Source organism: Proteus sp. NMG38-2 (assembly GCF_020640995.1).
In the GTDB taxonomy this organism is placed as follows: Bacteria; Pseudomonadota; Gammaproteobacteria; order Enterobacterales; family Enterobacteriaceae; genus Proteus.
Genome location: NZ_CP085481.1, coordinates 735375 through 747748, shown reverse-complemented (window position 1 = coordinate 747748; position 12374 = coordinate 735375). Strand labels below are relative to the sequence as shown.

General features: G+C 39.0%; 11 protein-coding genes. 8 read left to right on the top strand and 3 right to left on the bottom strand.

Features of this window, described 5'->3' with window-relative positions; all coding sequences use genetic code 11:
* Positions 1 to 4: 4 nt before the first annotated feature.
* From yajC to queA, 3 genes are all read right to left on the bottom strand, one after another.
* The gene (gene yajC, locus LG402_RS03500) at positions 5 to 340 is read right to left on the bottom strand and encodes a preprotein translocase subunit YajC (RefSeq protein WP_006535133.1); all 336 of its coding nucleotides are present in this window, start codon (positions 338 to 340) and stop codon (positions 5 to 7) included.
* An 85-nt stretch (positions 341 to 425) separates the two neighbouring features.
* A complete protein-coding gene (gene tgt / locus LG402_RS03495) occupies positions 426 to 1568 on the bottom strand; it encodes a tRNA guanosine(34) transglycosylase Tgt (RefSeq protein WP_109408011.1) in 1143 nt (380 codons plus the stop codon).
* A gap of 183 nt (positions 1569 to 1751) precedes the next feature.
* Complete coding sequence (gene queA, locus LG402_RS03490) at positions 1752 to 2825, bottom strand: tRNA preQ1(34) S-adenosylmethionine ribosyltransferase-isomerase QueA (protein ID WP_227336438.1); 1074 nt, start codon at positions 2823 to 2825, stop codon at positions 1752 to 1754.
* Between the two features lie 107 nt (positions 2826 to 2932).
* Here queA and LG402_RS03485 point away from each other — a divergent pair, with 107 nt between their 5' ends.
* From LG402_RS03485 to phsC, 8 genes are all read left to right on the top strand, one after another.
* Positions 2933 to 3520 carry an ACP phosphodiesterase gene (locus tag LG402_RS03485; protein WP_166539472.1) on the top strand — a complete coding sequence of 196 codons (588 nt, stop codon included), beginning with the start codon at positions 2933 to 2935 and terminating at the stop codon, positions 3518 to 3520.
* 502 nt (positions 3521 to 4022) lie between these two features.
* Complete coding sequence (locus tag LG402_RS03480; protein ID WP_109408013.1) at positions 4023 to 4625, top strand: peroxiredoxin C; 603 nt, start codon at positions 4023 to 4025, stop codon at positions 4623 to 4625.
* A gap of 302 nt (positions 4626 to 4927) precedes the next feature.
* The gene (ggt, locus tag LG402_RS03475; protein ID WP_227336437.1) at positions 4928 to 6688 is read left to right on the top strand and encodes a gamma-glutamyltransferase; all 1761 of its coding nucleotides are present in this window, start codon (positions 4928 to 4930) and stop codon (positions 6686 to 6688) included.
* Positions 6689 to 7298: 610 nt separating this feature from the next.
* Positions 7299 to 7928 (top strand): ferredoxin-like protein, encoded by a 630-nt coding sequence (locus LG402_RS03470; protein WP_006535141.1) that lies wholly within the window; start codon positions 7299 to 7301, stop codon positions 7926 to 7928.
* 53 nt (positions 7929 to 7981) lie between these two features.
* Positions 7982 to 10084 (top strand): aldehyde ferredoxin oxidoreductase, encoded by a 2103-nt coding sequence (locus tag LG402_RS03465; RefSeq protein WP_109408015.1) that lies wholly within the window; start codon positions 7982 to 7984, stop codon positions 10082 to 10084.
* Positions 10085 to 10106: 22 nt separating this feature from the next.
* The gene (locus LG402_RS03460) at positions 10107 to 10820 is read left to right on the top strand and encodes a YdhW family putative oxidoreductase system protein (protein WP_227336436.1); all 714 of its coding nucleotides are present in this window, start codon (positions 10107 to 10109) and stop codon (positions 10818 to 10820) included.
* Positions 10821 to 10886: 66 nt separating this feature from the next.
* A complete protein-coding gene (locus LG402_RS03455) occupies positions 10887 to 11558 on the top strand; it encodes a 4Fe-4S dicluster domain-containing protein (RefSeq protein ID WP_109408017.1) in 672 nt (223 codons plus the stop codon).
* On the top strand, positions 11555 to 12352 hold the full coding sequence (gene phsC, locus LG402_RS03450; RefSeq protein WP_166539470.1) for a thiosulfate reductase cytochrome B subunit: 798 nt from the start codon (positions 11555 to 11557) through the stop codon (positions 12350 to 12352). Before LG402_RS03455 ends, phsC begins: the two co-directional genes overlap by 4 nt.
* The last annotated feature ends 22 nt before the right edge of the window (positions 12353 to 12374 follow it).

The window sequence follows — 12374 nt, the reverse complement described above, 5'->3', positions numbered from 1 at the left end:
GTAATTAAATAGCTTTCATTGTGCCTTTAGGTAATACAGCGGCAACAAAGTCACGTTTGATAGTTACTTCAGTTGTTTCATTCAGAGCAACAACGATATAGCCGTTATCTGAAACCTTAACAACACGACCGATTAAACCACCCGTTGTTAAAACTTCATCACCTTTACCGATAGAATCCATCAGTTTACGATGTTCTTTAGTACGTTTTTGCTGTGGACGTAGGATCATAAAATAGAAAATCAGAATAAAGATCACTAACATCGGTAAAATAGACATAAAGCTAGCTTCAGGTGCTGCTTGTCCAGCAGAAGCTACAGCATCAGAAATGAAAAAACTCATTCACTTTTCCTCATTGTTGTCGATATCGACGATATTCAAGTTATAAGCCCAATATCATACACAGAATTGGGCTTTCTCGTATACATTAATCACACTTACTCGCACTGCCATTTAGCGGTGGTACGGGTTTTCCAATACGTTCGTAGAATTCATGTACAAACTCTTCAAAACGCGAGTCTTCAATAGACTGACGAATTTCAGCCATCAAACGCTGATAATAACGCAAGTTGTGGATAGTGTTCAGCCTTGCGCCTAAAATTTCGTTACAACGATCAAGGTGATGTAAATAAGCGCGGCTATAATTTTTACAAGTATAGCAATCACAATGTTCATCTAATGTTGATGTATCTGAACGATGTTTTGCATTACGAATTTTTATCACACCATCAGTTACAAATAGATGACCATTTCGTGCATTTCGTGTCGGCATAACGCAGTCAAACATATCAATACCGCGACGCACACCTTCAACTAAATCTTCTGGTTTACCAACCCCCATTAAATAACGCGGTTTATTCGCAGGAATTTGAGGGCAAACATGCTCTAAAATACGATGCATATCTTCTTTAGGTTCACCGACAGCAAGGCCGCCGACAGCGTAACCGTCAAAACCAATTTCGACTAGCCCTTTTACGGAGATATCACGTAAATCTTCGTAAACACCGCCTTGAATAATACCGAATAATGAATTTTTGTTATTGAGTTCATCAAAGCGTTCACGACTACGTTTAGCCCAACGTAATGACATTTCCATTGAATTTTTTGCGTAATCCCAGTCTGAAGGATATGGCGTACATTCATCAAAAATCATCACAATATCAGAACCTAAGTCGTATTGGATTTCCATTGATTTTTCTGGGCTTAAGAAAATCTTTTCACCGTTAATAGGGTTACGAAAGTGAACACCTTCTTCTTTAATTTTACGCATTGCGCCTAAACTAAAGACTTGGAAACCACCTGAATCCGTTAAGATAGGGCCTTGCCATTGCATGAAATCATGTAAATCACCATGTAATTTCATGATTTCTTGACCTGGGCGTAACCATAAGTGGAAGGTATTACCTAAAAGAATTTGCGCGCCTGTCGCTTTAACTTCTTCAGGCGTCATTCCTTTTACAGTACCGTAAGTACCCACTGGCATAAATGCAGGTGTTTCAACAACACCACGTTCAAAAATAAGGCGACCACGACGAGCATTACCGTCGGTTTTATCTAATTCGTATTTCACTCATCCTCCAAGCATCAGAAAAACAGTCCAATGCGCAATAAAAAACAGCACATTCTAATCATTTGTTAGACGGCTGTATATGTTACTTCAACAAAAACCCATGCTTAGTCAAAGGGATTAAGCCATAAAATTGAAATAACACTTCATAAAATGAAGAAAATCGTTAAAAAGAATAATAAATCTTTATTCTTGTCCGACTTTTTCATTGATAGCTAAAGGATTACGCGTAATAAACATCGCATCACCATAGCTGAAAAAACGATACTCTTGCTCAACAGCTTCTTTATAAGCATTCATGGTATTTTTATACCCAGCAAAAGCAGAAACCAGCATGATTAATGTTGATTCTGGTAAATGGAAATTAGTAATCAACGCATCAATAACTTGGTATTGGTAACCAGGATAAATAAAGATTTGAGTATCATCAAAGAAAGGAGCAATTAACGCATCGTTTGTTGCTTTCGCTGCACTTTCTAATGAGCGAACAGAAGTTGTACCTACAGCAATCACACGATTACCGCGCGCTTTACACGCTAATACAGCATCAACCACGTCTTGTGGTACTTCTGCGTATTCAGAATGCATTGTGTGTTCTTCAATATTATCAACACGTACAGGTTGGAAAGTTCCTGCGCCAACATGCAGTGTGACAAATGCCATCTCAATCCCTTTTTCTTTTAAGGCTTGAAGTAATGGTTCATCAAAGTGCAATCCTGCAGTAGGTGCAGCAACGGCACCTGGGCGCTCGTTATAGACCGTTTGATAAAGCTCTTTATCCGATTCTTCATCAGGACGATCAATATAAGGAGGTAAAGGCATATGCCCAATACTATTCAGAATGGTGAGAATATCTCTTTCATCATCAAAGCGAATTTCAAAAAGCGTATCATGACGCGCAACCATAGTTGCTTGTACACTTTCATCCTCGCCTAACACAAGAACTGCACCTTCTTTCGGCGATTTAGAGGCTCTAACATGAGCAAGCACGCGATGCTCATCGAGCATACGCTCAACTAACACTTCGATTTTACCGCCTGACGCTTTGCGGCCATAAATACGCGCAGGGATCACGCGAGTATTATTAAAAACCAGCAGATCACCAGCATTTATTTTATCTAACACATCGGTAAAAATACCGTGTGATAAAGCACCAGTCTCACCCTCTAAAGAGAGCAAACGACAACCGCTGCGTTGAGGTTGTGGATAGTGAGCAATCAAGGCTTCTGGCAATTCAAATGTAAAGTCTGATACACGCATAATTAAACGACTACTTTCATAAAAAACAGGCGGACTAGTCTAGTGCTGCCAGCTTATCAGTGCAACAAAGAAGCCCTTTTTTATTCAAAAAGCGCTATGATGATCCAATGAATTATCTCGCTCACCTACATCTGGCCTTTAGAGCAAAAAGCTCTCTATTAGGTAATATGATGGCAGATTACGTCAAAGGCACGCCTAGCTCTGATTACAGCCAAGCTGTTATTGAGGGCATTCGCATGCATAGACGCATCGATGTGCTCACAGACACTCACCCGTTAGTAAAACAAGCTCGTTTGTTGTTCCCTGCCGAATATCGTCGAGTCGCCCCTATAACTTTAGATGTCTTTTGGGACCATTTTCTCTCCTTAAATTGGCCTCAATTCGAACCAAACATGTCTTTAACTGAATTCGTCACTAAAACACGAAATATTATTGAGCCAGATTTATGGCAAACACCTGAAAAATTTCAAGAACTCAACGAATATTTGTGGTCACAATCTTGGTTAATTCGTTACGCTGATAAAACGTATATAGCTCAAACATTAAAAGGAATGGCGAGAAGAAGGCCACGATTAAGTGCGCTAGCTGGCTCTTATATTGCACTTGAAACCCATTATGATGAATTAAGTGAGATTTTCTGGCAATTTTATCCACAATTGCTAGAAAGAGCACAACATCATCAACTGGATAACTGATACATTTAACCGCTATTTTGAGTTTCATCTTGTTGTCATATCGTAGGATTACATTCGTGATATCAAAGAGATGCTAAGTCAATTTATCATATTATTCGTAACGATTTGTTAACAAGCATAGTATTCATTTTCAAAGTTGATTAGAATGAATGGTTATACAAGGAGTCATAAATAATCCTACTTTGTTGTATTAAGTTGATAGTTATAATCTATCAAATAGATTGTTTTGTTTTACTTTATCAATAGCGATTGATTATTTATGCTGTAGTCATTATTTAAAAACAGGGTATACACCCTGAATTTGCTCTAAATAATTCAAGATGTGGCTAGGCGACAAGTAAATGAGCCGCTAGGAGCATACAAAAGTATGTGACTAGTGCGACAAGTAAATGAGTCGCTAGGAGCATACAAAAGTATGTGACTAGTGCGAATGAACGTAGTCAACAACGCTACAACTTGAAATATGACGAGTATAAACTCTTTCAATTTACAGGAGTACATTATGGTTCTGGTTACTCGCAAAGCCCCTGATTTCACAGCTGCTGCCGTTTTAGGTAATGGCGAAATTGTTAACGATTTCAACCTGCATTCATTTATCAAAGGCAAACCTGCCGTTATTTTCTTCTGGCCAATGGATTTTACTTTTGTTTGCCCTTCAGAACTGATTGCATTTGATCACCGTTTTGAAGAATTCAAAAAACGCGGTGTTGAAATCATCGGTGTTTCTATGGACTCAGAATTCGTTCATAACGCATGGCGTAAAACTCCTATTGATGACGGTGGTATTGGTGAAGTTAAATATCCAATGGTTGCTGATATCAAACATGACATCATCAAAGCTTACGGTATTGAACACCCAGAAGCTGGCGTTGCACTGCGTGGTTCATTCCTGATTGACAAAGAAGGTATTGTTCGTCACCAAGTCGTTAACGATCTGCCATTAGGTCGTAACATTGATGAAATGATCCGTATGGTTGACGCTCTGCAATTCCACGAAGAACACGGCGAAGTTTGCCCTGCTCAGTGGGAAAAAGGTCAAGAAGGTATGGGTGCATCTCCAGACGGCGTTGCTAAATATCTAAAAGCAAACTCTGGCAAACTGTAATTTAACAGTAAGCTAAAGCATTTCTAAAAGCCTGTGAAAACAGGCTTTTTTTATTGTTTATCGCCACATTTAGCTATTCTTAGCTCATCCCCTTATTACCATTATTAATTATCCATAATCTTATTATTTTCCAGCTTAAAGAGAATTTTGTGATCATCACATCAAAAAAAATTCTCCTCAGCAATAACCTCTCTCTATACTTATTGTTACGCAATTGTTAATTATTATTAATAACAGCGTATACCACTCCTATTTTATTTGTCTTTATTCAAGATAACTCACTGTTATTAATGGAGATAATAATGATTATTATAAAAAGAACTCACCTGCTGTTACTCACTACCCTTTTTTCACACTCACTTTATGCAGCCTATGAGCCTGCTGTTGAAGCACAACATGGTATGGTTGTCTCTTCTCAACATTTAGCATCCCAAGTAGGGAATGATATTTTACAAAAAGGAGGGAATGCCATTGATGCGGCTGTTGCTGTTGGTTATGCCCAAGCTGTAGTAAATGCCTGCTGTGGTAACATTGGTGGTGGTGGTTTTATGACCATACACCTTGCTGATGGCACAAATACCTTTATTAATTTTAGGGAAACAGCGCCCACTGCGGCTTCTAAAAATATGTATTTAGATAAAGAAGGTAATTTAATTAAAGATGCCAGTTTATACGGTTATCTCGCATCAGGTGTACCTGGTACAGTCAAAGGTCTTGATTCTGCGTTAGAAAAATACGGTACACTTTCACGCAAAGATGTCATGGCGCCAGCCATTAAGCTTGCAAGAGAAGGCTATATTTTAACGCGTGCTGATACGGATGTATTAGAAACAACAACAGAACGCTTTAAGCAAGATCCTGAATCGGCAAAAATTTTCTTAAAACCAGATGGAACGCCATGGCAACCGGGTGATCGTCTCATTCAAACTGACTTAGCCAATACACTTGAACTAATTGCAAACCAAGGTGCTGATGCATTTTATCAAGGTGAAATCCCTAAAAAAGTTGAAGAAGCATCGAAACAACATAATGGCCTGTTAACTCAAGAAGATTTTGCTAACTTCACGATTACAGAAACCAAACCTATCACCTGCACTTATCGAGGTTATGAGTTTATTTCTGCACCACCGCCAAGTTCAGGGGGGGTCACTATCTGTCAAACGTTGAATATTTTAGAAGGTTACGATCTTAAATCGATGGGCTTTAACTCGGCTGAATATGTTCATACTCTGACAGAAGCAATGCGCCATGCTTATATGGACAGAAATACGTTTCTTGGTGACCCCCAATTTATTAAAAACCCAACAGAAAAGTTATTAAGTAAAGCTTACGCCACCGAACTTCGCCAACAAATTAAACCGAATAAAGCAACGCCATCAGAAAATGTACAACCCGGCATAGCTCCTCATGAAAGTCCTGAAACAACACACTACTCAGTAATGGATAAAGACGGCAATGCAGTTTCGACCACTTACACCATTAATGGTCGCTTTGGTGCCGTTGTTATTGCCCCTGGCACTGGCTTTTTCCTCAATAATGAGATGGATGATTTTACAACCAAAGTTGGTGAAAAAAATCTCTATGGTTTAGTGCAAGGTGAACGCAATAGTATTGCACCATTAAAACGCCCACTATCATCAATGAGCCCAACAATTGTCACTAAAGAAGGCAAACCTTTCCTTATTTTAGGATCGCCAGGAGGTTCACGTATTATCTCGATCACCTTACAAACGGCACTTAATATCATTGAGTTTGGAATGCCCCCACAAGAAGCAGTTAATAGCCCTCGCATTCACCATCAATGGTTACCGGATGAGGTTTATTATGAGCAACGAGGATTATCAAAAGACACTTTAGAAAAACTCTCTGCCATGGGATATAAAATGGTAGAACAAACCCCATGGGGAGCCGCTGAACTCATTATGGTTGGGCTTCCTGGAGAAGAAGGTGTTATCCCTGCATCATCAGGCAATGATTCTGCTGTTTCTGGTGCAGTACGTGAAGGTTATCTTTATGGATCAAATGATGTTCGTCGCCCGGCGGGGAAAGCTGTAGGTTACTAGTCCCTAAACCTCATAATGATATTAATATAAGAAACCTTCTCTCAATTAGAAAAGGTTTCTTTTTTTATAAAAATGATCTAGTCATGGTTTTACAATTTATTCATATATTATTCTATTAATAATAATCAATATCAATTTTTGACTAAATAAACAATTAATATCAAATATCAATTTATTATTAAAACAATAATATTAGATAGAATATAAGAGCAAATCACCTTTAATTTAATTTCAATAATAGAATATATATAAATGGTATTTATTCTCTTTCTTAATTACAGATAAAAATAATAATCATTTAATTAAATAAAATTAATAACATGCGCTATTTTTATTTCTATGATAGCAGTCACAGTATTAATTTATTAATACCCACACTATCAAAGAGGATAATAAAAATACGCAAAAAGTGGAGATAACACATTGTAAATACAAATATTTAACATTTCATCACAATGTATTTTTATCATAAAAGAGTTGAAATTTATAATATATCCCTTAACGATAGCGTTATTATATTTTTTATATAACGGTAAAGCAAGCGGATAAATAAATAATTTATCATCACAACTTATTTCTTATTAAATTAGTTAAGCGGAGATAAATATTAATGTCTGATACACATCATCGTCCAATATTAGATATTGGGCTATCAAGACTAGAGTTTCTGCGAATATCCGGTAAAGGGCTTGCAGGGATCACTATAGCACCCGCATTGCTTTCTCTTTTAGGTTGTAAGCAAGAAGAAATAGACAGCGGCATCATTCAATTAACCACAACACCTAAAGGCGTTTTAGTTACTAATCGAGCACGTTGCACTGGCTGTCACCGTTGTGAAACAGCATGTACAACATGGAACGATGGAAGTGTTGGTTCCTTCTTTTCTCGAACAAAAATTCATCGCCATTTCTATTTTGGTGATAAAGGTATTGGCTCCGGTGGTGGGCTTTATGGCGATTTAAACTTTACAACGGATACTTGTCGTCAATGTAAAGATCCAGAATGTATGAAGGTGTGTCCTGTAAAAGCTATCCGTTATCAAGAAGAGTTTGGTTGTATTGTCGTAGATACACGCCGCTGCATTGGTTGTGCTGCCTGTACAACGGCTTGCCCGTGGATGATGGCAACTGTCAATCCACAAACTAAAAAATCCGGCAAATGTAATTTATGTGGTGAGTGTGCATCAGCGTGCCCAACTGGTGCGTTGCAAATTATTGAATGGAAAGAAATTACTGTTTAATAAAATCCATACAATTACATCACTGAACCACATTTAGATTAGGAAGCAATATTATGATTAACGGCTGGACTGGAAATATTCTAAGAATCAATTTAACTACCGGTGCCATCACTCGTGAAAGCTCAAGTAAATTTAAATCCTTAATTGGTGGTATGGGCTTTGGTTATAAAATTATGTATGACGAAGTTGGTCCTGGAGTTAAACCTTTTGATGAAGAAAACAAAGTTGTCTTCGCTGTAGGGCCTTTAACTGGATCAGGCGCACCTTGTAGCTCTCGCGTCAATATCACTTCTCTTTCCACTTTTACTCGTGGCAATCTCGTTGTTGATGCTCATATGGGCGGTTTTTTTGCAGCATGGATGAAATTTGCAGGCTATGACTCTCTGATTATTGAAGGTAAATCAGATAAGCCTGTTTGGATCCATATTGATGATGACCAAGTATCTATTGAAGATGCCTCTTTCTTATGGGGTAAAGGCGTTCGCCAAACCACAGAAGAGTTATGTGCTCAAACAAGCCCTGAAGCTTGTGTTGCAACCATTGGCCCTGCTGGTGAAAACCTTGTACCTTTATCTGGCATTATTAATAGCCGTAACCACAGTGGTGGTGCTGGCGTTGGTGCCGTATTAGGTTCTAAAAAATTAAAAGCCATTGTGGTAGAAGGTAGCCGTGGCGTTAACGTTGCTGATCGTAAAGCATTAAAAGAGCTTAACGACTACATGATGACGCAATTAATTGGCTCCAATAACAACCACGTTGTACCAAGTACACCACAATCTTGGGCTGAGTATTCAGATCCAGGCTCTCGTTGGACTGCACGTAAAGGACTGTATTGGGGAGCTGCTGAAGGTGGCCCAATTGAAACTGGTGAGATTCCTCCTGGTGATATCAATACTGTCGGTTTCAGAACCATGAAATCCACCTTTGACTTAGGCCCTGAAGCAGAAGAATACACTGTCAAAATGGGGGGATGTCACTCTTGCCCTATTCGCTGTATGGCACAACTTAACGTTCCACAAGCGAAAAAATTTGGTGTACCACAAACAGGTGGTAATACTTGTGTTGCTAACTTTGTTCACACAACTATTTTCCCTAATGGCCCAAAAGATGTAGAGAAAAAAGGGGATGGTAACGTTGTTGGTAACTTAGTGGGTCTGAATATTTTTGATGATATGGGGTTATGGTGTAACTACGGCCAACTTCATCGTGACTTCACTTATTGCTACACCCATGGTGTCTTTAAACGCGTTCTTTCTGAAGAGGAATATAATGATATTCCTTGGGATAAGCTTGAAGAAGGTAATCCTGAATTTATCAAAGATTTCTATTATCGCTTAGCGCACCGTAAAGGTGAATTTAGTCACCTAGCTGATGGCTCTTACCTAATTGCACAACGATGGAATTTAGGTGAAGAGTATTGGGCGAACAAGAAAAATAAACTTTGGTCACCAATGGGCTTTCCTATTCACCACGCCAATGAAGCCTCTGCCCAAGTCGGTTCTATCGTTAACTGTATGTTTAACCGCGATGCGATGACACATACCCATATCAACTATATCGGTAGTGGTTTACCTCTGAAACTGCAAAAAGAGATTGCTGGTGAGCTATTTGGTTCTGGTGATGCTTTTGATGAAACCAAAAACTACACACCAATCAATAAAGCAAAAATTGCGTACACCAAATGGACAATTTTACGTAGTTGCTTACACGATGCAGTCACTTTATGTAACTGGGTTTGGCCAATGACGGTTTCACCTCATAAAAGCCGCAATTATCGTGGTGACTTAGAAATGGAAGCTAAATTCTTTACCGCTATTACAGGTGAACCAACAACCTCTAAAGATCTGGATTTGGCCTCAGAGCGTATCTTCACTTTACACCGTGCTTATACCGTAAAATTAATGAATACCATGGATATGCGTAACGAGCATGACCAAATTTGCTCATGGGTGTTCGATAAAGATCCTGATATTCCTGTCTTTACTGAAGGTACAGACAAAATGGATAGAGAAGATATGCAGCTTTCTCTCACCATGTTCTATGAAGAAATGGGCTGGGATCCGCAGTTAGGTTGCCCAACAAAAGAAACGTTGGTTCGCCTTGGATTGCAAGATATTGCTGACGATTTAGCGTCTCGTGGTTTATTACCAAGTTAATCGGTAAAAGAAGGAGATCATGATGATAGAACAAAATGCATCAGCTTCTATACCACCCGATATTGCTGATGATGCAGATATTGCGTTAGAGCAACCTGATATCTCTCGCCGCCGTTGGCTACTGCCACTATCAGAAACAGGTGTTGGACGCAGTACTAACACCACAACGGTACTTGAGGAAGAACAGGTTGAAGAAATCGCAGAATTATCTGCTGAACAACATCTAGCGAATGCAATACGTCAATGTTCAAAAGAAGGTGAACTGCTAGCTATTTCAACGCTGTATGATGCGCCCTATTCTCTTACTCAAGAAGATATTGTGCAGTTAGAAACCGCGTTAAAAAGCGACGAGTTTATTGATATCGCCCATTTAAGTCTCAATGGTGAGGATTATTTTTACTCTGATGAATTTATGTCAGATAACTTCGCACAATTGCAATTATTAAATCGTCACGCTGATATTTGTACCGCAATTGCTGGTGTTGTTCGATTTGAGTGCGAAACCTATCCTCGTCCATTGAAACAAAGCATGTTGATGTCTGAACCCTTTCATTATACGGCTTCAGAGATCGAAGATGCACTGACACTGATGAAAGACCACCCTGACTTTCAAGATATTCAACAAGTTTTAGCGTCTAACGATGCCCCTTATCTCTTTAGCAATAGGTTAATGAGTTATGGCAAAGCACGAGGCTTAACTGAATGGATAGAGGTAGAACAACATGAAAATCCTTAACGTTCTATCTTATCCACGAAATGTCATGTGGGTATTACAACATCATCAGACTGAGGAGCAAAAATAATGCGTGTTTCTCGCCGTAAATTTGTAGCAGGCATGGGATCGGTCATTTTTTTCAGTGCGCCACTAGGAAGCGCACTTGCGGCAACCGCTGAAAAGAAACCAATCCGTTATGCCATGATCCATGATGAGACGCTTTGTAATGGTTGTAATATTTGTGCCACTGCATGCCGTCGATTAAATAAAGTTCCAACAGGAATGGCAAGAATGGATATTGCTCATATTCCATTAAGCCTAAAAGAAGACAACGATAAGTACCATTTCTTTAGACACTCTTGCCAGCAATGTGAAGACGCTCCTTGTATTCCTGTATGCCCTACAGGTGCATCTTGGCGTGATGAAACCAATGGTATTGTGCGTGTAGATAAAGAGAAATGTATTGGCTGTAGCTACTGTATATCAGCATGTCCATACCAAGTACGTTATCTTAACCCAGTGACACATGTTGCTGATAAATGTGATTTTTGTCTTGAGTCTCGATTACAAAAAGGTTTCCCACCAATTTGTGTGAGTGCTTGTCCACAAAATGCCTTGTTATTTGGTAGAGAAGACAGCCCTCAAATTCAAGAATGGCTTAAAACACACGATTATTATATTTATCAACTTGATGGTGTAGGAAAACCCCATCTCTATCGCCGTGTAGGGCCTCACGTTCAAGAGGAGGGTAAAGTATGAGTATCGTCAATACCATGCCAGACAGTGCCCAGTTCCAAGCTGCACTAAAAGAGTATGTTTTAATTTATACACCAGATTATTTACCGCTTTGGCTTATTGTTGCGGGTGTATTATTCGTTGGCATGCTACTCGTGCTCGCACTTCATGGTTTTTTACGCTATCGCTTTGCTACACCACATGGTCAATCACATAAAGAAGAGAAGCTCTACCTTTACTCTAAAGCCGTACGTTTATGGCATTGGAGTAACGCCTCTTTATTTATTTTATTGCTTCTTAGCGGTGGCATTAACCATTTCGCCCTACTTTCTGCTCACGATACAGCGTTATTAGTCAGTGTGCATGAAATCTGTGGTTATCTTCTCTTGGTGTGCTGGTTATCTTTTGTATTCATTAATCTTGTCGGCGGTAATGGTAAATTTTATCGCATTGATGGTAAAAACTGGTTTCAACGTGCTTTTATGCAAACCCGTTTTTATCTCTATGGAATTATTAAAGGAGAAGATCACCCTTTCCCAGCAACGCCAAATGTGAAATTTAACCCACTGCAACAAATGGCTTATTTAGGTGTGATGTATGCATTAGTTCCACTCCTTTTGATAACCGGTGTTTTACTTCAAAATCCAGCATTTATTCCTGCTGATGCCGTAATGTTTAAAGCTTGGTTATTAATCGCGCACCAAATATTAGCAGTATGTAGTGTCTTTTTTATTATTGGTCACCTTTATCTGTGTACAACAGGAAAAACACCATTCCAAACATTTCGCAGTATGGTTGACGGTTACCATAGACACTAATTAATACATGGATTAAGGAGCT

Bases quoted from the DNA above. Each gene is read 5' to 3' on its own strand.
- yajC (WP_006535133.1), bottom strand. From the start codon at position 340: ATGAGTTTTTTCATTTCTGATGCTGTAGCTTCTGCTGGACAAGCAGCA.
- queA (WP_227336438.1), bottom strand. From the start codon at position 2,825: ATGCGTGTATCAGACTTTACATTTGAATTGCCAGAAGCCTTGATTGCT.
- LG402_RS03485 (WP_166539472.1), top strand. From the start codon at position 2,933: ATGAATTATCTCGCTCACCTACATCTGGCCTTTAGAGCAAAAAGCTCT.
- LG402_RS03480 (WP_109408013.1), top strand. From the start codon at position 4,023: ATGGTTCTGGTTACTCGCAAAGCCCCTGATTTCACAGCTGCTGCCGTT.
- ggt (WP_227336437.1), top strand. From the start codon at position 4,928: ATGATTATTATAAAAAGAACTCACCTGCTGTTACTCACTACCCTTTTT.
- LG402_RS03470 (WP_006535141.1), top strand. From the start codon at position 7,299: ATGTCTGATACACATCATCGTCCAATATTAGATATTGGGCTATCAAGA.
- LG402_RS03465 (WP_109408015.1), top strand. From the start codon at position 7,982: ATGATTAACGGCTGGACTGGAAATATTCTAAGAATCAATTTAACTACC.
- LG402_RS03460 (WP_227336436.1), top strand. From the start codon at position 10,107: ATGATAGAACAAAATGCATCAGCTTCTATACCACCCGATATTGCTGAT.
- LG402_RS03455 (WP_109408017.1), top strand. From the start codon at position 10,887: ATGCGTGTTTCTCGCCGTAAATTTGTAGCAGGCATGGGATCGGTCATT.
- phsC (WP_166539470.1), top strand. From the start codon at position 11,555: ATGAGTATCGTCAATACCATGCCAGACAGTGCCCAGTTCCAAGCTGCA.